This is a genomic window from Rhodococcus sp. NPDC058505, from assembly GCF_042720095.1.
Classification (GTDB): Bacteria; Actinomycetota; Actinomycetes; order Mycobacteriales; family Mycobacteriaceae; genus Rhodococcus_G.
Window position 1 is genome coordinate 61,897 of the sequence record NZ_JBHXNB010000019.1, and the last position, 20,051, is coordinate 81,947.

The window sequence follows — 20,051 nt, forward strand, 5'->3', positions numbered from 1 at the left end:
GGTGCCCTTCACCCGTTTCCGACGCCGTCAGGCCGTCGCCACCCGCAGCACGAGCGCGGCGACCGCCAGCAGCAGGAACCCGGCCGGGAACGGCAGCGTCCGGTACCACCGCACCCGCAGGTGGGCGGCGACGGCGCAGGTGAAGTACAGGACAAGGCCGACGGCCGCGGCTACCCCGATCGCGGGCACGACGATCCCAACAAGCAGGCCGACGACACCGGCCGCCTTGACCAGACCCAACGGCAGCAGCCAGGAGCGGGAGAGCCCCACCCTGACCGCATTGGCGACGGCGGCGTTCGTCTGCAGGAAGTCGGCGACGGCCGCGTAGCCGTTGGCGAGCACGGCAGCGGCGGTGACGGTGACGTAGGCGGTGAACATCGAACCCTCCAGCGAACGCGAAGGCAAACACCTTCTGCCACAATCCTTCCCATCGCGACATTGCCCGTCCAATACCCGCGTCCATACGCTGGTTGCATGGATGTGGACATCCGGTTGCTGCGCTACTTCGTCGTCGTCGCCGAGGAGGCAAGCATCACCGCGGCCGCGGAACGGCTGTTCGTGTCGCAGCCGACGCTCACCAGGCAGATCCGGCAACTCGAGACCACGCTCGGGGTGGATCTGTTCGTGCGGTCCCACACCGGCATGTCCCTGACCGATCCCGGACGTACCCTCGCCGGCCACCTCCCCGCGCTGCTCGACGGCTGGGACACCGCGGTGCGGGAGACACGACAGTCCGCCGCCGTCACGGCGGGGGTGCTGCGGGTCGGGTTCGTGGCGACCGCAGCCAACGAGTCGACTCAGCGGATCGTCGCCGCCTTCACTCGCCGGCACCCGGGTTGGCGCGTCGACATGCGCAGGACCGACTGGGCCGACCCGACCGCGGGGCTCGCCGACGGCCGGGTGGACGCCGCGTTCCTCCGACTACCGGTCCCGGACCACCCGCGGCTGCGCGTCGAGGTGCTGTTCACCGAACCGCGCTGGGTGGCACTGCCCGCCCGCCACCGATTGGCCGGGCGCGAGTCGATCGACTTCCCCGAACTGTGGGACGACCCGTTCGTTGCCGGGCCCGCCGAGGCCGGGCGCGCGCGTGACCACTGGCTCGCTACCGCGGAGCGCGACGACCGGGCCCCGATCATCGGCGCCGTCGCCCACAACTCGGACGAGTGGCTGGCGGCGATCGCGAACGGCTACGGCGTCGCGCTCGCCCCCGAGGGCGTCGCCCGCTTCTATCGACGTCCGGGCATCACGTTCGTCCCGGTCACGGGCGTGAGCGGGAGCCGGGTCGCCGTCGGGTGGGCCGAGGAACGCGACGGCGACCCGGTGCTGCGCGACTTCGTCCGGTGCTGCATCGAGACCCGATCCGGATCCCGGTGAGGGTCGCCGCCGCCCGACCTCCGCTCATCCCTGGCGGGCGGCGATCCGGGCACGCACCTCGGGTCGGCGCAGTGGCGGCACCGTCGATGGTGGCTGCCGCCGCTCCGGCAGCTCGGCGAGCAGCCGTTCGGTGGCGGCGGTGACCTCGGCGACGGCCCGCTCGAACGGCTCCCTGGTGTGGTCGGACAGCTTGTGGATTCCGCTGACCTTGCGGATGTACTGGACCGCGGCGGCCTCGATCTCCTCCGCGGTCGCGGCCGGTTCCAGGCCGCGCAGCTCGGTGATGTTTCGGCACATGCCTCGACGGTAGACCCCGACGGCGCGCGGCGCGACGAGCGTGCCGCGCGCGGACACCCAGGTCGGTGGACTCCCCTCCGGTAACGTCAGCCCCTGTGAAGCTGACGCGTGAACGGGGTGAGCAGGCCACCGGACCGGGGCGTCCCCGTGATCCGCAGGTCGATCGCGCGGTGCTCGAGGCAACGGTCGACCTGCTGGTCGAGTCCGGATACCAGAAGACCACCATCCAGGCGATCGCCCGCCGGGCCCGGGTCAGTGCGCCGGCGATCTACCGGCGGTGGGCGACCCGCGAGATGATCATCGAGGACGCGATCTTCGGCCTCCGCGAGGACGACGAAATGCCTGCGCCCCCGGCCACCGACGACCTGCACGCGGACCTGCTGGTGTGGACTCGCAAGTTCCTCGACAGCACCGCCCATCCGGCGGCCCGCTCGGCGATCCCCGGACTGCTCTCGGCCTACCACCACCACGACGGCGTGCACGAGCGGCTCGTCCAACGAGCCGAGGCACCGGCCCGCGCCGCGTTCGTCGCGCGGGTCCTCGGGTCCGTGTCGCTGCCGGACCCGAAGGCCGAGGACACCGCGGGCATCGTGTTCGACATGCTGGTCTCCGCCACGATGATTCGCGGTGTCACGCACGGCGACGAGGACGCCGACGAGTGGTGCGCGAAGCTGGCCGACGCCCTCAACGCCCTGATCTCGACGCTGCGTTAAACCGCTGGCTCGCGAAAACACCGATGCCCTCCCGATCCGGCGGATCGGGAGGGCATCGGGATTCGATCGCGGTGCCTACTTGATGCGCTCGATGATGGTGACGTTCGCGGTGCCGCCGCCCTCGCAGATGGTCAGCAGGCCGTAGCGGCCGTCGACCCGCTCGAGCTCGTTGAGCAGGGTCGCCATCAGCTTGGTGCCGGTCGCGCCGAGCGGGTGGCCGAGCGCGATCGCGCCGCCGTTGACGTTGACCTTCGCCGGGTCGGCGCCGATCTCCTTGATCCAGGCGAGCACGACCGGCGCGAACGCCTCGTTGATCTCGACGACGTCGATGTCGTCGATGGTCAGGCCGGTCTTGGCGAGCGCGTGCTGGGTGGCCGGGATCGGCGCGGACAGCATGAAGATCGGGTCGTCGCCGCGCGCGCTGACGTGGTGGATCCGGGCGCGGGGCTTGAGGCCGTGCTTGGCCACGGCCTCCTCCGAGGCGAGCAGCAGCGCGCTGGCGCCGTCGGAGATCTGGCTGGCGACGGCGGCGGTCATCTTGCCGTTCTCGACGAGCACGTTCAGGCTCGCCATCTTCTCCAGGCTGGTCTCCCGCGGGCCCTCGTCGACGGTCGCGTCACCGAGCGGGACGGTCTCGTTGTCGAAGCGGCCCGCGGCGATCGCTGCCTTGGCCCGCTCGTGGCTCTGCAGCGCCCACTTCTCGAGCTCCTCGCGGCTGATGTCCCACTTGTCGGCGATCATCTCGGCGCCAAGGAACTGGGACACCTCCGCATCGCCGTAACGCTCGGTCCAGCCGGTGGACTCGGCGGTCGGGGTGCTGAACCCGAACTGCTCGCCGACGACCATCGCCGACGAGATCGGGATCTGGCTCATGTTCTGCACGCCGCCCGCGACGATCAGGTCGGCGGTGCCGGACAGGATGGCCTGCGCGCCGAACTGGATGGCCTGCTGGCTCGAGCCGCACTGACGGTCCACGGTGACGCCGGGGACGTGCTGCGGCAGCCCCGCCGCCAGCCAGGACAGCCGGGCGATGTTGCCTGCCTGGCCGCCGACCGCGTCGACGCAGCCGAAGATGACGTCGTCGACCTCGGACGGGTCGATGCCGGTGCGCTCGACCAGCGCCTTGACGATGTGCGCGCCCAGGTCGATCGGGTGGACACCGGCGAGCGCGCCGTTCTTCTTCCCGATGGGGGTGCGGATGGCGTCGACGATGTATGCCTCAGGCATGGGATCTCCCTAGGGTTAGGACCGGCTCGCGGGGCTGGACAGCCCGTCGAGAACGATGGCGAGGTACTGCTTGGCGACGGTTTCCGCGGTCATCGGTCCGCCGGGCCGGTACCACCGGACCGCGACCCAGACGGTGTCCCGCATGAAGCGGTACACCAGCTCGACATCGATGTCGGGGCGGAAGCTGCCGTCCGTGATGCCGGATTCGAGCACGGACACCCACAGGGTCCGAAACTCCCGGTTGCGGTCGGTGATGTACGCGAACCGGTCGCTCCCGACGAGATGCTTGGCCTCGTCCTGGTAGATCGCGACCGCGGCGTGCGAACTGTCGATGGACTCGAAGGAGGCGACCACGAGCGCCTCGAGGGTGGCTCGGGCGCCGAGCCCGGAGTCGGTGATCGCCTGGTACCGCCCGAACAGGTCGTCGAGGAATCCGCTGAGGATCTCGTCGACCATCGACTCCTTGGAGTCGAAATGGTGGTAGAGGCTGCCGGACAGGATCCCCGCGGCGTCGGCGATGTCGCGGACGGTGGTCGCACGGGTTCCGCGCTCCGCGAACAGTGCCGCCGCGAGGTCGAGCAGCTCAGCGCGGCGACCGGACTTGGTGGCGGACTCTTCGGCACGGGGCGGTGGTGTCACATCGCCATCATACCAACCAAGCGATTGCTAGGGTCCGAGGATGGCTGACACAACGCACTGCGCCGTCGTGACCGGAGGTTCCGGCGGCATCGGCATCGCGATCGTCCGACGGCTCGCCGCGGCGGGACACCCGGTGGCGCTCACCTACCGGGCGAACGCCGGCCGGGCCGAGGCCGCCGTCGCCGAGGTCGCGGCCGCGGGCGGGCTGGCGCGGGCCGACCGCGTCGACGTCACCGACCCGGCCGCCGTCGCGGAGTGGGCCGACGCGGTGCGCACCGGGTTCGGTGAGCCGTCGGTGCTGGTCCACGCGGCGGGCCCGCACATCCCGATGGTCCACCTGTCGCGGGTCTCCCCCGCGACGTACGCCGAGCACCTGAATGCCGAGGCGACCGCGTTCTTCGCGATCGTATCGGCGTTCCTGCCCGCGCTGCGGGCCACCGCGGGCTCGGTCGTCGCGGTCACCACCGCGGCCACCGATCGTTACCCCGTGCGCGACGGCCTGTCCTCGGGCACCAAGGGTGCCGTCGAGGCGCTGGTGCGGGCGTTCGCGGCGGAGGAGGGCCGGTTCGGGGTGCGGTTCAACGCGGTCGGGCCCGGCATGCTCACCGACGGGATGGCCGCGCGACTGATGGGCAGCGCCGATCTCGACGAGCGCGCGCAGGCGGTCGCGATGAGCCGGATCCCCCTTGGCCGCTTCGGGTCAGCCACCGACATCGCGGAGGCCGTCAGCTTCCTCGCCAGCGACAAGGCGGGCTTCATCACCGGCCAGAAGCTGAACGTCGACGGCGGCTACACCGTCTAGGCGGCTTCGCCGCCCGTGAGTCCTTCTGGCCCCCACTCGGACCAGAAGGACTCACAGGCGGGACAGGGGTTTTCGTCCCGCCTCACCCAGCCCTCGCGACGCAGGACCCGCTCGACCTCCTGCGCCACCACGCACGGGGTCCCGACGGTCTCCTCGTAGCCGAACACCAATCGAGGTCGCCCCGCCAGTTCGGCGGCGTTGTCCCGACGCCGGTCGCGGAACTTCACCTCACGCATGGAGTGCGACCAGCGCCCGTCCAGGCGAACGATCAGGGGTGCGCCGCATCCGGTGTAGTCGCAGTCTTCCCACAGGGTCCTGCCGTCGACGATCACCGGCCCCTGTCGGTCCGCTCGTGGCAAACCGTGCGCCTGCTCGACGTCGACCGCGAAGTGGTATTCGAGTACCGATTGCACACCCTCGGCGAGCAGGCGGACCGCGTCCTCGAGCGCCCTGCGATAACGCCGGGGTGTCCGTTCCTGCAGGCGCTGCCGTACGTCCGCCAGCCGGATGCGACGGTTCGTGACCGACGAGATCAGGCTGACGTAGGCGGCCCGTGCGGTCGGCTCCGCCACCGCGAGGTCGATCGCCGTGTCGGCCAGCGTGGTCCGGGGCATTGCCGTGTCGAGACCGACGTAGGCGTGCGCACGCGAACGGTGCACGACCACCCCGGGGTGCAGGACGGACCCGACCGCGGGCACCGGGAACCCTGGACTGCCGCCCCCGACGCACGTGGGTGACTGGCCCTTGGCCGAGAGTCGGTACGGCACGGTGATGTGCACGGGAGCGGATGGATCGGCGGGCACGATGCCCCATTCCTCCGCAGCGGTTCGGTGGCTCAGCAGCGCCGGGCCACCGCCGTAGATCAACGCGGCCATGAGCGTCATCGGCCGGGTCAGCGGGCCGGTGGTCACGCAGTAGACGCCGTGCAGCACCCGCTGCCAGTGCCCGGCCTCGAGCCGTTTACGGACCCGGGTGCGCGGGAAGCCGCATGCGGTCAGCTGAGCCTGGGTAACCAGGCCGAGCTGCGCATCGAGGAGGACCTGAAGCTCGCGAGGTGTCTGTTCCGGAGGCATACACCGGACCATGACCGCCCGGTCCGACACGCGCACCGACCCCGGGAAGGGTTATCCACAGGCGCTACGCGCCTGTGAGTCCTTCTGGCCCCGGTGGGGACCAAAAGGACTCACAGGCGGCGGAGCCGCCTAGGCGCGCTGGCTGGAGATGGAGACGATCTCGCCGGTCAGGTAGGTGGTGTAGTCGCTGGCGAGCATCGCGATCGTCGCGGCGATCTCCCACACCTCGGCGGCGCGGCCGTACGCCTCGCGGGAGGCGAGGGTGTCGAGCAGCTCGTCGCTGGTCACCTTCGCCAGGAACGGGTGCTTGGCGATGGACGGGGCGACGGCGTTGATCCGGACGCCGTACTCGGCGGCCTCGATCGCCGAGCAGCGGGTCAGCGCCATGACGCCCGCCTTCGCCGCCGCGTAGTGCGCCTGCGAATGCTGCGCACGCCAGCCGAGGACCGACGCGTTGTTCACCAGCACACCGTTGTGGTCGACGCTCTTGAAGTAGCGCAGTGCCGCGCGGGTGGCGCGGAAGGTGCTGGTCAGGGTGATGTCGAGGACGCGGTCCCACTGCTCGTCGGCCATGTCGACGACCGGGGTCTCGCCACCAAGGCCCGCGTTGTTGACGAGGACGTCGATGCGACCGAGCTGCTCGGCGGCGCTCGCGATCAGGGCGTCGACCTGCTCGGTGCTGGAGACGTCGCACACGAAGGAGGTGATCTGCTGGCCGCCGAACTCGGCCGCCAGCTTCTCGACGGTCTCGCCGAGACGACGCTCGTGGAAGTCGGAGACGAGAACGTCGGCGCCCTCGAGCAGGGCGCGGCGGGCGGTGGCGAAACCGATGCCGGTGCCCGCGGCGGCGGTCACGACGACCTTCTTGCCCTTGAGCAGGTTGTGGCCCTCGATCTCGGCGGGAGCGACGGAGAGCGGGGACTGGACGGAAGTGGTCACGGGCGTGCCTCTCGGGGAAGGCCGAGCACCCGCTCGGCGATGATGTTGCGCTGGATCTCGTTGGATCCGCCGTAGATGGTGTCGGCGCGGCTGAACAGCCACAGCCGCTGCAGGTCGTTCAGTTCCTCGCCGGGCTCGGTGTCCTCGACGCCGACGAGGGAGGCCGCCCCCTGCACCTCCATCGCAAGTTCACCGAGGCCGCGATGCCAGTTGGCCCACAGCAGCTTGGCGACGGACGCCTCGCCGCCGCTTTCGCTGGCGTCGACGGCCGCGAGGGTGCGCAGCGCGTGGGCGCGCATCACCTGCAGACCCATCCATGCCCGGGAGATCTTGGTGCGGATCGCGGGATCGGTGGCGGCGCCGTTGCGCTCGGCCAGTTCGACGACCGACTCGAGTTCGCGGGCGAAGCCGATCTGCTGGCCGAGGGTGGAGACACCGCGCTCGAAGGTGAGGGTGCCCATCGCCGTCGCCCAGCCATTGCCCTCGCCACCCACGACGAGGTCGGCGTCGGTGCGGGCGTTGTCGAAAAACACCTCGTTGAACTCGGAGGTGCCGGTGAGCTGGATGATCGGGCGCACCTCGACGCCGTCCTGGTTCATCGGGACCAGCAGGTACGACAGCCCCTTGTGACGCGACGACCCCGGCTCGGTGCGGGCGACGACGAAGCACCAGTCCGACAGGTGCGCCAGCGAGGTCCACACCTTCTGCCCGTTGACGACCCACTGGTCGCCCTCGATCCGGGCGGTGGTCGACACGTTCGCGAGATCGGAGCCTGCGCCGGGCTCGGAGTAGCCCTGGCACCACAGCTCGGTAACGGTCTTGATGCCGGGCAGGAACCGCTGCTTCTGCTCCTCGGTACCGAACGCGATCAGCGTCGGGCCGAGCAGTTCCTCACCGATGTGGCTCACCCGCGCAGGCGCATTGGCGCGCGCGTACTCCTGGTGGAAGATGATCTGCTGGCTCAGCGTCGCCTCGCGGCCGCCGTACTCCCTCGGCCATCCGAGGCACGTCCAGCCGGCCGCGGCCAGGTGACGGTCCCATTCGAGTCGCTCCTCGAACGCCTCGTGTTCACGCCCCGGCCCACCGAGGCCCTTCAGCTCGGCGAACTTCCCCGAGAGGTTCTCCTCGAGCCATTCGCGCACTTCTTTGGCGAAGGCCGCGTCCGCGACCTCGCTCTCACCCTGGCTAACGTCCACAGCGATACGGTACCCTACCAAGCACTTGCTTTGTATAGAGGTTTCGCCTCGCCCTAGGAGAAATAGTGAGCACAGATGTGACCACCGAGCCCCGGACGACCCCGGCCGCGCTGCTGCGCGCGGCGGAACTGTACGGGTCGAACGAGGCCATCGCCGACGGGTCCGACCGCGTCACCTACACCGAACTGCTGGACCGGGTCCGCACCACGGCACGGGCACTGATGGCCGCGGGCATCGAGCCCGGGGACCGGGTCGCCATCTGGGCTCCCAACACCCACCACTGGGTGGAGGCGCTGCTCGCCGCCCAGTACGCGGGCGCAACGGTGGTGCCGATCAGCACCCGGTACACCGGTCACGAGGCCCTCGACCTCCTGCAGCGCACCGCGGCCAAGGCGCTCGTCGTGCCCGCCCGGTTCCTCAAGGCGGACCGGCTCGCGAACGTGCTCGACGCAGCTGGCCCCGGCGGGCTGCCGGACCTGAAGCTCGTGGTCCGCACCCCGTCGGACAACCCGGCCGACGGCGTCCCGACGACCGAGTTCCCCGGCGGCGACATCCTCGAGTGGGATCGGCTTGCCGCAGCGGCCGAGCCGGCCTCGGTCGCCGACGCCGACGCCCGCGCCGCCGCCGTCTCCCCCGACGACATCGCCGACATCCTGTTCACGTCCGGCACCACCGGCAAGAGCAAGGGCGTCATGACCGCGCACCGCCAGACCGTCGGCATCGCCGACGCGTGGGCCGACTGCGCCGAAATCGACTCCAACGACCGATACCTGGTCATCAACCCGTTCTTCCACACGTTCGGCTACAAGGCCGGGATCATGGTGTGCCTGCTGCGCGGCGCCACCAACGTGCCGTTCGCCACCTTCGACGTGCCGAAGGTGATGGGCACCGTTGCCGCCGAGAAGATCACCGTCCTGCCCGGCGCACCCACGATCCATCAGACGATCCTCGACTTCCCGACCCGCGACGACTACGACCTGTCGAGCCTGCGGATCGCGATCACCGGCGCCGCCGCGGTCCCGGTCGTCCTTGTCGAGCGACTGCAGGCCGAACTCGGGTACGAGGCGGTCCTCACCGCGTACGGCCAGACCGAGGCGGTCGTGGTGACGATGTGCCGCACCGACGACGATCCGGTCACTGTCGCGACGTCGTCCGGACGCGCCATCCCCGGCATGGAGGTGCGGATCGGCGACCAGGGCGAGATCCTGGTGCGCGGCGAGAACGTCATGCTCGGCTACCTCGACGATCCCGAGGCCACCGCGAAGACGATCGACGCCGACGGCTGGCTGCACACCGGCGACGTGGGCGTCCTCGACGAGCGCGGCTACCTGGACATCACCGACCGTCTCAAGGACATGTACATCTCGAACGGGTTCAACGTGTACCCGGCCGAGGTCGAAAACACCCTGGCGCGCATCGATTCCGTTGCCGAGGCCGCGGTCATCGGCATTCCGGACGAGCGGGCGGGCGAGGTCGGCCGCGCGTACGTGGTCGTGAAGCCGGGCGCCACCCTCACCGCCGACGAGGTCATCGCGTTCTGCAAGGAGCGTCTGGCCGGCTTCAAGATTCCGCGCGAGGTGCGGATCGTCGACGGGTTGCCCCGTAACCCGTCCGGCAAGGTCCTCAAGAACGATCTGCGCGAGGGAAAGTCGTGACCCCTCCCCTTCCGGACGAGGGCGAGGTCGTCACCTACCAGGTGCGCGACCACATCGCGTACGTGACACTCAATCGCCCCGAGTACCGCAATGCGCAGAACTCGGTGATGACGTACGCACTCGATGCCGCCTTCGAACGGGCCGTCGAGGACGACGACGTCAAGGTGATCGTGCTGGCGGGCAACGGCGAGCACTTCAGCGCCGGTCACGACATCGGCACGCCGGGCCGCGACCATCACGTGCACTACGAGAACAAGGCCGCACTGTGGTGGGATCACCTCGGAAAGCCCGGCGGCGACCAGCGTTTCGCCAGAGAAACCGAGGTGTACCTCGGAATGTGCAGGCGCTGGCGGGAGATTCCGAAGCCGATGATCGCGCAGGTGCACGGCGCGTGCATCGCGGGTGGTCTGATGCTCGCGTGGTGTTGCGACCTGATCGTCGCCTCCGACGACGCGTTCTTCTCCGATCCCGTTGTCCGGATGGGTATTCCCGGGGTCGAGTACTTCGCGCACCCGTGGGTGCTCGGGTCGCGGTTCGCCAAGGAGATCCTCTTCACCGGAGACCGCTTCACCGCGCAGCGCGGGTACGAGGTCGGCATGGTCAACCGGGTGGTGCCCCGCGCCGATCTCGCCGCAGCGACCAAGGACCTCGCCGACCGGGTCGCGCAGATGCCGCGCTTCGGCCTTGCCCTGACCAAGAAGGCCGTCAACCAGTGCGAGGACCTGATGGGTCAGCGCGCGGGCATGGACTCGGTCTTCGGCCTGCATCACTTCGCCCACGCGCACAACGCCGAGGTGGGCAGGGACTCGCTGGGTGGAATGGACGTCAACAGTATGAAAGCGAAGGCGAAATAGTGGATCTCGAACTGGACGACAAGGCCCGCGCCTTCCAGCTGGAAGTGCGGGAGTGGCTCGCGGCCAACGTCCCGGCACAGCCGCTGCCGTCGATGGACACCGCGGAGGGCTTCGAGGCCCACCGCGAGTGGGAGCACAAGCTGGCCGACGCCCGCCTGTCGACCGTCGCCTGGCCCGCCGAATTCGGTGGCCGCGACGCGTCGATGATCGAATGGGTGCTCTTCGAAGAGGAGTACTACAAGGCGGGCGCGCCCGGCCGGGTCAGCCAGAACGGCATCTTCCTGTTCGCGCCGACCCTGTTCGAGCACGGCACGCCGGAGCAGCTCGCCCGGATCATGCCGCGCATGTCGCGTGCCGACGACATCTGGGCGCAGGCCTGGTCCGAGCCGGAGGCCGGATCCGACCTTGCCGGCATCCGCTCGACGGCCCGCCGCACCGAGGGCGGCTGGATCCTCAACGGGCAGAAGACGTGGAGCTCGCGCGCGGTGTACGCCGACTGGGGCTTCGGCATGTTCCGCACCGACCCGGAGGCGCAGCGCCACAAGGGTCTGACCTACTTCATGTTCCCGCTGAACCAGGATGGCGTCACGGTGCGGCCGATCCCGCAGCTCGACGGCGAGCCGGGCTTCGCGGAGATCTTCTTCGAGGACGTGTTCGTCCCGGACACCGACGTCGTCGGCGAGGTGAACAACGGCTGGCGGGTGGCGATGAGCACCGCGAGCAACGAGCGTGGCCTGTCGCTGCGCAGCCCGGGCCGCTTCATGTCCGCGGTCGACCGTCTCGTCGAGGTGTGGAAGTCAGGCGCCGACACCACCGACACCGCCGCACGGGATCGTGTCGTCGACGCGTGGATCGGCGCCGAGGCGTACCGGCTGCACACCTGGGGCACCGTCACCCGGATGCTTGAGGGCGTTCCGCTGGGTGTCGAGGGCTCCATCAACAAGATCTTCTGGTCCGAGCTCGACGTCCGCATCCACGAGACGGCCCTCGACCTGCTCGGTGCCGACGGCGAGCTCGCCGGCACCTGGCAGGACGGCTACCTGTTCTCGCTGTCCGGCCCGATCTATGCCGGCACCAACGAAATTCAGCGCAACATCGTTGCCGAGCGGCTGCTCGGACTCCCGAAGGCGGATCGATGAAATTCTCCCTATCCACCGAGCAGCGCGACTTCGCGGACAGCCTCCGCGGCCTGCTCGCCGGTGCCAACACCCCGGCCGTCGTCCGCTCCTGGGGCGAGAACGACACCGCCCCCGGTCGTGAGCTGCTGACCCAGCTCGCCGAGACCGGCGTGACCGCGCTCGCGATCCCCGAGGAGTACGACGGGATCGCCGCGCACCCGGCCGATCTCGCCGTTGCCTTCCTCGAACTGGGCCGCGCCGCGGTCCCCGGACCGCTCGTCGAGACCGCGGCCGCGGTCCCCGCACTGCTGTCCGCCCTCGGTGACCAGTCGCTCGCGAAGCGGTTCCTGCCCGGCATCGCCGAGGGCACCTCCCTCGCATCGCTGGTGCTCGAACCGTCCACCCCGCGCGCCCTCGACGCCGACCTGGCCGACCCCGTCCTGCGAGTCAGCGGCGACACCCTCGAACTGGTCCGCCCGACCACGCAGCTCGAGTCCGTCGACCCGGCCCGGCGCCTGTTCGAGGTGGAGGCCGTCGAGACCCTGGCCCAGGGGCCGGACGTCGCCGCGGCCGCCGAGCAGGCCTACGACCTCGCGGTGCTCGCGGTCTCCGCTCAACTGATCGGCGCCGGTCACGCGATGATCGACACGGCAACCGACTACGCGAAGAACCGCGCGCAGTTCGGCCGGGTCATCGGCAGCTTCCAGGCCGTCAAGCACCACCTGTCCGACGCGAAGGTCGCCGTCGAGATGGCCACCCCGCTGGTGTACGGCGCGGCGATCGCGATCGCCGACGGCGCCGACACCGTCGCCCGCGACGTCTCCGCCGCGAAGGTCGCCGCCGCGAATGCCGCCTACCTCGCGTCCCGCAAGGCGCTGCAGGTGCACGGCGCGATCGGCTACACCCTCGAGTGCGATCTGTCGCTGTGGCTGACCAAGGTCCGTGCGCTGCAGTCCGCATGGGGCACCACCGCCGCGCACCGCGCGCGGGTTGCGAGCGCGCTGTGAGCGGCGTCGGGGTGTTCGCGGAGGAGCAGCTCGAGCTTCGCAAGACCGTCGCGCAGCTGCTGACCAAGCGCGCCGATCCGGCCGCGCTGCGCAAGACCCTCGAGTCCGGCGATGCCTTCGACCGCGGCCTGTGGGACGTGCTGTGCCAGCAGGTCGGTGTCGCGGCGCTGGCGATCCCGGAGGAGTTCGGCGGCTTCGGCGCCACCGTCGTCGAGCAGCACCTGGTGCTCGAGGAGCTCGGTGCCGCGTTGACGCCGTCGCCGATGTTCGGTTCCGCGGTCCTTGCCGCGCAGGCGATCCTGGCGACCGGGAACGCCGAGGCGTGCGAGCGCCTGCTCCCCGGCATCGCTGAGGGTGCCTCGATCGCCGCGCTGTGCTGGGTCGGCCCCGAGGGACACTGGCGCAGCGACGATGTCGCGACCTCCGCGTCCGGCAGCGAGGCCGACGGCTACACCGTCTCGGGCACCGCGCACTACGTGCTCGACGGTGCGCACGCCGACGTGCTGATCGTCGCGGCCTCGATCGGCGGCGGCATCGAACTGTTCGAGGTGGATCCGTCGGCCGACGGTGTTGCCCGCAGGCAGCTGCCGACGATGGACCTCACCCGTCCGCTGTCGCTGGTGGAGTTCACCGCCGCGTCGGCGGTCCGGCTCACCGACGGCGACGCCTCCCCGGCGCTCGAGCGGGTCCGGCAGATCGCGATCGTCGCGCAGACCGCCGAGCAGGTCGGTGCCGCGGCGCGCTGCCTGCAGATGACCGTCGACTACAGCAAGGACCGGGTCCAGTTCGGTCGCGCAATCGGCAGCTTCCAGGCGCTCAAGCACCGGATGGCCGACCTGTACTTCCTGGTCGAGACGGCCCGGTCGGCGTCCTACGCGGCGGTGTACTCGCTGAGCGAGGGCCTGCCGTCCGCGGCCGCCGACGCCGCGGTCGCGAAGGCGTACTGCTCCGAGGCGCTGCTCGCGGTCACCGGCGACGCGATCCAGCTGCACGGCGGCATCGCGATCACCTGGGAGCACGACGCGCACCTGTACTTCAAGCGTGCGCACGGCAGCGCGCAGCTGTTCGGGCAGCCCGCGGAGTTCGTCAAGGAGATGGAGTCGCTCGCGGGCCTGCCCGCCTGACCGCAGTCCCCACCCGTGGAAGGGCCGGCCCGAACATTTCGGGTCGGCCCTTCCCGCGTCGGCACGCCTAGCCTGGACCCATGACCACTCCAGAGATCACCCTGAATTCCGGAACCGTCATCCCGCAGCTGGGCCTCGGCGTGTGGCAGGCCACCGACGACGAGACCGAACGCGCCGTCCGCTTCGCCATCGACGAGGCGGGCTACCGACACATCGACACCGCGGCCGCATACGGCAACGAGGCGGGCGTCGGGCGCGGTATCGCGTCGGCGGCCGTGCCCCGCGAGGACGTCTTCGTCACCACCAAGCTGTGGAACACCGACCAGGGCTATGCCCCCGCGTTGAAGGCGTTCGACGCGAGCCTGTCCAGGCTGGGGCTCGACCACGTCGACCTGTACCTGATCCACTGGCCGCTCCGGGACCGGGACACCCGGCTGCGCACCTGGGACGCGATGGAGGAGATCGCCGGATCGGGGCGTGCCAGGGCGATCGGTGTGTGCAACTTCGAGCCGCACCACCTGCAGGAGCTGGTGGACCGCGGCGGGATGCTCCCCGCCGTCGACCAGGTCGAACTGCACCCGCACCTGCCCCAGCACGCGATCCGCGACGCCGCGGCGCGGCACGGCATCGCGGTCGAGTCGTGGAGTCCCCTCGGCGGCACCGCGAACGCCGGGTGGGGTCCGGCGTCCAAGCCCAACACGCTGCTCGGCGACCCGCTCGTCGCCCGCGTCGGGGAGCGGCACGGCAAGTCCCCCGCGCAGGTCCTGATCCGCTGGCACCTGCAGAACGGGCTGATCGTGATCCCGAAATCGGTGCACGAGGACCGCATCACCCAGAACGCCGACGTCCTCGACTTCACGCTCACCGAGCGGGATCTCGCCGACCTCGCGACCCTCGACACCGGTATCCGGGTCGGCTTCCATCCCGACGAGATGAACCTCGGCGCCCCGAGCTGAGTCGGTGGCCCACGGGCCGGTTACCTGCGCGGGGCGCTCGCGACGAATGTCACGGGCATCGTCTCGATCCCGGTGACGAAGTTCGCCGGGCGCCTCGGCAGCGGTCCGTCCGCGGCGAGTTCCATTGTCGGGATCCGGTCGAGAAGACGCTCGAACATCAGTCGCCCCTCCAGCCTGGCCAGCTGATTCCCAAGGCAGAAGTGGGATCCGAAACCGAACGCGATGTGCGGGTTCGGGTTGCGGGTGATGTCGAAGGTCGCGGGGTTCTCGAAGGCCGCTTCGTCGAAGTTTGCGGCCTCGAACAGCAGCATCATCTTCTCGCCCTCGTGCATGCGGGTGCCGTGGAACTCGACATCGCGGGTCACCGTGCGGCACATGTTCTTCACCGGTGACACCCAGCGCAGCATCTCCTCGAGCGCCGACGGCATCAGGGCGCGGTCGGCGATCAGCGTGTCGCGCTGCCGCGGATCGCGCAGCAACTGTTCCATCCCCCCGCTGAGGACGTGCCGGGTGGTTTCGTCGCCGCCGATCAGGATCAGCAGGGTCTCCGCGACGATCTCCTCGTCGGTGAGCCGCTGCCCGTCGACCTCGGCGTGCACCAGGACGCTGGTGAGGTCGTCGGTCGGCGCGGTCCGCCGCTCCTCGATGGTCCGCATCGTGAACTCGACGAATGCGACGTAGGCGGCCATCATCCTGTCGATCGCTTCGTCGGACGCGTTGCTTCCCTGCGCCCTGACGAGGTCGTCGCTCCACTCCAGGAACATCGCCCGCTCCTGGGGACGGACCCCGAGCATGTCGCCGATCACGGCCATCGGGAGCGGTGCGGCGAGATCCCGGACGAAGTCGCACTCCCCCCTGTCGACGACCGCGTCGATCAGGTCGTCACAGATCCGCGCGATGTCGTCGACCTTCGCCTCGACCCGCTTGCGGGTGAACCCGGTGTTGACCAGCTTGCGCCGGTGCAGGTGGCGAGGATCGTCCATGTCGATCATGTGCGGCAGGGGCCCGATCTCGGGCCGGATCCCCCCGGCATTGGAGAACAGACCCGCATCGCGCTCGGCGGCGACCACGGCGGCATGGCTCGCGGCGGCGGCCATCCCCGCGCGGTCGCGGAACACCGGCTCGTTGACCCGCATCCAGGCGTACGCCTCCCGCGGATCGCCGAGTTCCCCCGCGTAGAACCGCCCGTCGACCAGCTCGATGTCGGGTCGCATCGCCATCCCCTCGGTCCGTCCTGATGACACCGTCCGGGCCGAGCGTAGGCGCTCACGGTCCACGGCATGCCCGAATGAGGTCGGCATGATAGAACAGGTAGAACAGGTTCCACCCAGTCGAGGGGAGCGCGCGGTGGACATCAACGGTTGGGGTGCGATGCCCGAGCTTGACAGCCGGATGTGGCGTCGTGGAGCGGATTTCAGCTCACCGCCCGAGCCCGCCCGTGACGCCGACCGCGCGGGTGCGGCGGCCCGGCCGTGACCGCCCACGACATCCTCGGGCAGCGGGTCCAGATGCCGGTGCGGATCCGGCACGCGACGGCGTTCATGGCGATGTACTCGGTGCCGACGGCGGCGGCGCAGCACCTGATCGACCACACCGGCCTAAATATGCTCCAATTCCGCCCCGGTCGCGGACTGTGCGGCCTCGTCTTCGTCGACTACGTCGACGGCGACCTCGGACCCTACAACGAGTTCGGGGTGGTGTTCATGGTCCGCGACCACCACACCGTCGGCGGTTCGGTCCTCGGCGATCTGACCGCGCTCGCGAGGGGCCGGGCGGGGGCACTGATCCACCACCTCCCCGTCGATGGCGACTTCACCCTTGCCGCGGGCCGCGGCATCTGGGGATTCCCCAAGGTGCTTGCGGACTTTCACGCCGATCACGCGTCGGACGTCAAGCATGCGTCGGTAAGCCGGGACGGCCAGCTGATCGCGAACCTGACGGTGCGGCCTGGCGTTAAGACGCCGGACCGGGGGCCGGGCACGACGATGCAGGCGTACTCGCATCTCGACGGCACCACCCGCCGCACCGCGTGGGAGATGAATCCGAGCGGGGTCCGCGCCCGCCCTGGCGGCGGCGACCTGACCCTCGGATCGCATCCGATTGCCGCCGAGCTGCGAACCCTCGGCCTGCCACGCCGGGCGCTGATGACCACGTCCATTCCCAGCCTGAGGATGACCTTCGGGGACGCGCGCCCCGTGTGACGGTCACGACTCCAGGATGGTCTTCGCCTTCTCGAGGTTGCCCCGAACGTCGTGCGCGTACAGCTTCTGGACGATCGAGTCGGCGAACGTAAAGATCCCGGTGCCCGCCTCCGACTCCTGACTGAGGGTCACCCTGGTTCCCGTTCCGTCGGTGGCGAAGTCGATGTCGCGAACGTAACCGATCTTCGATCGCGTCGAGCGGTACCGCAGGTGCTTGTTCGCCTCGCGGACCTCCACCTCCTCCTCACCGTCGAGCCGCAGTCCCGCAACCTTGGCGACATAGGCCGCCGTCGAGCCCGCCTCGCCCGGCTGGCCAGACTGGGTGTTGTAGTCAACGACGTTGCTGTTCCACGCGGTGGCGTTCGCCGGGTTCGACAGGTAGTCGAACACGTCGCCGAGCGGGCGGGCGATCGTGATCGATTCCTCGATTCTCAGTGTCCTTGCCATGACGCTTCCTGCCTCGCGAGTGCGTGCTCATCCTCGACCGACGAACACGGCGGTGACGATCGCCCAGCGGCGGTCGGGGGCAGGGCCCGACGATGTTCGGGACGGTTGCTGCTGTCGCGGCGTTCGCGCCGCTCGACGCCTGCCCCGGCGGTCCCGGTGACGACCTACTGGCGTTCTCATCGTAGTCCCGCCCGCGGCACGACAGAAGGCCTGCACGAGGTCTTGCCAAACCACACTCCGGTCGTGTGTGCTGTCAGCTGGACAGTTGACCAGATTGTATTTTCGACAGCCTCCCAAAGGATTTCCTCGTGAAGATCAGTCGACGCAGTGCGCTCGCCTGCGCCGCGACCGCACCGGTGCTCGCTGCCGTTGCCGGGTCCTCCGGCGCCGCCAACGCCAGCCCAACCCCCTCGACACCCGGTAACGGCCGCGCGGGCGTGGGATTCCGGGTCGGTGCCGGCCGCGCCGACGTGACCGGTCCGGTCGCCGAGAACGGCATGATGGGCTACTCACAGTTCGACCAACGCACCGAGGGGCTGCACCAGCGCACCCGGGTGCGCGCCTACGTCTTCGCCGACACCGAGGACCGTCGCGTCGTCTACGCCTGCGCCGACACCTGCATGGTGTTCCAGTCCGTGCACGACGCGGTCCTCGCTCGACTGGCCGCGAAGTACGGTCCCCTCTACACCGAGAAGAACGTGATGCTCACCGCCGTGCACTCGCACGCGGCGTGTGGCGGTGCATCGCACGACTATGCATACAGCCTGGCCACCCTCGGCTTCCAGCCGCAGGTCTTCGATGCCGAGGTGGACGGGATGGTGGAGGCGATCAGCGCCGCCCACGACGACCTCGCGACGGGCACGCTCGCATACGGGCGCAGCGAACTCCGCGACGCCAGCGTCAACCGGTCCCGCGCGGCCTTCGATCGGAACCCGCAGCGAGACAAGGACTACTACCCGCTCGGCATCGACACCGCGATGCGGGTGCTCCGGATCGGGCGCGGCGACGAGAACGTCGGGGCCATCGCCTGGTTCCCCACCCACGGCGCATCGTTGACCAACGAGAACCACCTGGTGTCGGGGGACAACAAGGGGGCTGCCGCCTACTTCTGGGAGCACGACGTCGCGGGCGTGCGCTACCTGGACGAGGCCCCCGGCTTCGTCGCGTGCTTCCCCCAGACCAACACCGGCGACATGTCCCCGAACCTGGACCTCCGGCCGGGCACCGGGCCCACCGACGACGAGTTCGAGAACGCCCGGATCATCGGCGAACGTCAGGTCGCGGCAGCCCGTGCGGCCTTCGACGGTGCGTCCACACTCTCCTCCCCCGTGGTCGACAGCCGAATCATGTACCTGGACATGGCAAACCAGGAGGTGGACGGTCGGTACACCGGTGACGGCCAGCCCCGACGGACGGCGCCAGCGTGCATCGGCGCGGCAATGGCCGCTGGCAGCACCGAGGACGGCCCGGCGATCGAGATCTTCACCGAGGGAACCCGCAATCCGCTCCTCGGCGCGCTTGGCGGCGCCGAACAGACCACCCCGCAGTGGCTCGCCGATGCGCAGGCGCCCAAGCTGGTGCTGGTTCCGGTCGGGCTGCTGCCGCCCGACGGCTGGGTGCCGCACGTGCTCAAGATCCAGATCCTCCGCATCGGTGAGATCTACGTGGTCGGTGGCCCGGCCGAGTTCACGATCGTGTCGGGACTGCGGATCCGCCGCACCGTCGCCGAGGAACTCGGTGTGCCGCTGGAGAACGTGATCTTCAACGGCTACGCGAACGGGTACTCGAGCTACTGCACCACCCCGGAGGAGTACGACGCACAGCAGTACGAGGGCGGCTCGACGCTCTTCGGGCGCAACACGCTTCCCGCCTACCAGCAGGGCTACGCCCGGCTCGCCAGCGCCCTGCGCGACGGCGTCGACGTCCCCCGGGGGCCTGCGCCGCGGGACCTGTCCGCGTTCCAGCCCGGATTCGGCGCGGACTTCCCCGCCGACGCCCCGCCCGCGGGCCGCGCCTTCGGTGACGTCCTGGTTCAGCCCCCGGCCCGGGTCGAGGTCGGGAACCGCGTCGTCGTCGAGTTCGCCACCGGTCACCCGAAGAACAACCTGCACCGCGGCGGAACATACCTGGAGGTGCAGCGTCGCGACGGCGGACGGTGGGTTCGGCATGCCGATGACGGCGACTGGTCCACGCGGTACCGGTGGCGCCGCGAGGGACCGAACGCGTCGGTCGCGACGATCAGTTGGGACGTGCCCGAGGGAACGGCCAGCGGCCGCTATCGGATCCTGCACTTCGGCGACCGCAAGGACCCGGGCGGGGTCGTCCTGCCGTTCACCGGCACCTCCGCGGAGTTCGAAATCTGACCAACCACTCTCGGATCGCCCTCCAGCACGGCGCGCCGCCGTGACCGCCGCTGGCCCCCGCCGAGC

General features: G+C 70.0%; 20 protein-coding genes. 11 read left to right on the forward strand and 9 right to left on the reverse strand.

The genetic code is table 11. The features are described 5' to 3' along the window. Positions 1 to 27 precede the first annotated feature (27 nt). Positions 28 to 378: a DoxX family protein gene (locus tag ACFWPA_RS14980; protein WP_378507378.1), complete on the reverse strand. Its 351-nt coding sequence runs from the start codon at positions 376 to 378 to the stop codon at positions 28 to 30. A 96-nt stretch (positions 379 to 474) separates the two neighbouring features. Between ACFWPA_RS14980 and ACFWPA_RS14985 the strand changes: the two genes are divergently transcribed. Further along, a complete protein-coding gene (locus ACFWPA_RS14985) occupies positions 475 to 1,374 on the forward strand; it encodes a LysR family transcriptional regulator (protein WP_378507379.1) in 900 nt (299 codons plus the stop codon). A 24-nt stretch (positions 1,375 to 1,398) separates the two neighbouring features. Here the strand turns inward: ACFWPA_RS14985 and ACFWPA_RS14990 are convergent, their stop codons facing one another. Next, positions 1,399 to 1,671, reverse strand: coding sequence for a DUF2277 domain-containing protein (locus ACFWPA_RS14990; protein WP_378507380.1), 273 nt, complete (start codon positions 1,669 to 1,671; stop codon positions 1,399 to 1,401). A gap of 95 nt (positions 1,672 to 1,766) precedes the next feature. Here ACFWPA_RS14990 and ACFWPA_RS14995 point away from each other — a divergent pair, with 95 nt between their 5' ends. After that, positions 1,767 to 2,384 (forward strand): TetR/AcrR family transcriptional regulator, encoded by a 618-nt coding sequence (locus ACFWPA_RS14995; protein WP_378507381.1) that lies wholly within the window; start codon positions 1,767 to 1,769, stop codon positions 2,382 to 2,384. Positions 2,385 to 2,459: 75 nt separating this feature from the next. Here the strand turns inward: ACFWPA_RS14995 and ACFWPA_RS15000 are convergent, their stop codons facing one another. Continuing rightward, positions 2,460 to 3,611: an acetyl-CoA C-acetyltransferase gene (locus tag ACFWPA_RS15000; protein WP_378507382.1), complete on the reverse strand. Its 1,152-nt coding sequence runs from the start codon at positions 3,609 to 3,611 to the stop codon at positions 2,460 to 2,462. A 15-nt stretch (positions 3,612 to 3,626) separates the two neighbouring features. Further along, entirely contained in the window at positions 3,627 to 4,250 is a 624-nt protein-coding gene (locus ACFWPA_RS15005) for a TetR/AcrR family transcriptional regulator (RefSeq protein WP_378507383.1), read from the reverse strand. 40 nt (positions 4,251 to 4,290) lie between these two features. Between ACFWPA_RS15005 and ACFWPA_RS15010 the strand changes: the two genes are divergently transcribed. After that, complete coding sequence (locus ACFWPA_RS15010) at positions 4,291 to 5,052, forward strand: SDR family NAD(P)-dependent oxidoreductase (RefSeq protein ID WP_378507384.1); 762 nt, start codon at positions 4,291 to 4,293, stop codon at positions 5,050 to 5,052. On the opposite strand, the gene ACFWPA_RS15015 is transcribed toward ACFWPA_RS15010, so the two are convergent. The 3 genes from ACFWPA_RS15015 to ACFWPA_RS15025 all read right to left on the reverse strand — a co-directional run bounded on the left by ACFWPA_RS15015 (position 5,049) and on the right by ACFWPA_RS15025 (position 8,260). Further along, positions 5,049 to 6,125, reverse strand: a complete 1,077-nt coding sequence (locus ACFWPA_RS15015) for a type IV toxin-antitoxin system AbiEi family antitoxin domain-containing protein (protein ID WP_378570723.1) — start codon at positions 6,123 to 6,125, stop codon at positions 5,049 to 5,051. The genes ACFWPA_RS15010 and ACFWPA_RS15015 overlap by 4 nt on opposite strands. Before the next feature lie 129 nt (positions 6,126 to 6,254). Then, positions 6,255 to 7,064 (reverse strand): SDR family oxidoreductase, encoded by an 810-nt coding sequence (locus ACFWPA_RS15020; RefSeq protein ID WP_378507386.1) that lies wholly within the window; start codon positions 7,062 to 7,064, stop codon positions 6,255 to 6,257. Then, entirely contained in the window at positions 7,061 to 8,260 is a 1,200-nt protein-coding gene (locus ACFWPA_RS15025) for an acyl-CoA dehydrogenase family protein (RefSeq protein WP_378570725.1), read from the reverse strand. The genes ACFWPA_RS15020 and ACFWPA_RS15025 overlap by 4 nt, the downstream gene beginning before the upstream one ends. A 77-nt stretch (positions 8,261 to 8,337) precedes the next feature. Between ACFWPA_RS15025 and ACFWPA_RS15030 the strand changes: the two genes are divergently transcribed. The 6 genes from ACFWPA_RS15030 (at position 8,338) to ACFWPA_RS15055 (ending at position 14,974) form a co-directional block, all read left to right on the forward strand. Continuing rightward, positions 8,338 to 9,915 (forward strand): FadD3 family acyl-CoA ligase, encoded by a 1,578-nt coding sequence (locus ACFWPA_RS15030; protein WP_378570730.1) that lies wholly within the window; start codon positions 8,338 to 8,340, stop codon positions 9,913 to 9,915. Further along, positions 9,912 to 10,769, forward strand: a complete 858-nt coding sequence (locus ACFWPA_RS15035) for an enoyl-CoA hydratase (RefSeq protein ID WP_378507388.1) — start codon at positions 9,912 to 9,914, stop codon at positions 10,767 to 10,769. The genes ACFWPA_RS15030 and ACFWPA_RS15035 overlap by 4 nt, the downstream gene beginning before the upstream one ends. After that, positions 10,769 to 11,908: an acyl-CoA dehydrogenase family protein gene (locus ACFWPA_RS15040; protein WP_378507389.1), complete on the forward strand. Its 1,140-nt coding sequence runs from the start codon at positions 10,769 to 10,771 to the stop codon at positions 11,906 to 11,908. The genes ACFWPA_RS15035 and ACFWPA_RS15040 overlap by 1 nt, the downstream gene beginning before the upstream one ends. Then, positions 11,905 to 12,894, forward strand: coding sequence for an acyl-CoA dehydrogenase family protein (locus ACFWPA_RS15045; protein WP_378507390.1), 990 nt, complete (start codon positions 11,905 to 11,907; stop codon positions 12,892 to 12,894). Before ACFWPA_RS15040 ends, ACFWPA_RS15045 begins: the two co-directional genes overlap by 4 nt. Next, on the forward strand, positions 12,846 to 14,018 hold the full coding sequence (locus ACFWPA_RS15050; protein WP_378507391.1) for an acyl-CoA dehydrogenase family protein: 1,173 nt from the start codon (positions 12,846 to 12,848) through the stop codon (positions 14,016 to 14,018). The genes ACFWPA_RS15045 and ACFWPA_RS15050 overlap by 49 nt, the downstream gene beginning before the upstream one ends. 80 nt (positions 14,019 to 14,098) lie before the next feature. Continuing rightward, positions 14,099 to 14,974, forward strand: a complete 876-nt coding sequence (locus tag ACFWPA_RS15055; protein ID WP_378507392.1) for an aldo/keto reductase — start codon at positions 14,099 to 14,101, stop codon at positions 14,972 to 14,974. Positions 14,975 to 14,994: 20 nt separating this feature from the next. Here the strand turns inward: ACFWPA_RS15055 and ACFWPA_RS15060 are convergent, their stop codons facing one another. Further along, entirely contained in the window at positions 14,995 to 16,194 is a 1,200-nt protein-coding gene (locus tag ACFWPA_RS15060) for a cytochrome P450 (protein WP_378507393.1), read from the reverse strand. A 252-nt stretch (positions 16,195 to 16,446) separates the two neighbouring features. On the opposite strand from ACFWPA_RS15060, the gene ACFWPA_RS15065 reads away from it, so the two are divergent. After that, the gene (locus tag ACFWPA_RS15065; protein WP_378507394.1) at positions 16,447 to 17,175 is read left to right on the forward strand and encodes an acetoacetate decarboxylase family protein; all 729 of its coding nucleotides are present in this window, start codon (positions 16,447 to 16,449) and stop codon (positions 17,173 to 17,175) included. Between the two features lie 3 nt (positions 17,176 to 17,178). Here ACFWPA_RS15065 and ACFWPA_RS15070 read toward each other — a convergent pair whose 3' ends face one another. Further along, positions 17,179 to 17,622, reverse strand: coding sequence for an SRPBCC family protein (locus ACFWPA_RS15070; protein ID WP_378507395.1), 444 nt, complete (start codon positions 17,620 to 17,622; stop codon positions 17,179 to 17,181). Between the two features lie 308 nt (positions 17,623 to 17,930). Between ACFWPA_RS15070 and ACFWPA_RS15075 the strand changes: the two genes are divergently transcribed. Next, complete coding sequence (locus ACFWPA_RS15075; protein ID WP_378570728.1) at positions 17,931 to 19,985, forward strand: neutral/alkaline ceramidase; 2,055 nt, start codon at positions 17,931 to 17,933, stop codon at positions 19,983 to 19,985. The last annotated feature ends 66 nt before the right edge of the window (positions 19,986 to 20,051 follow it).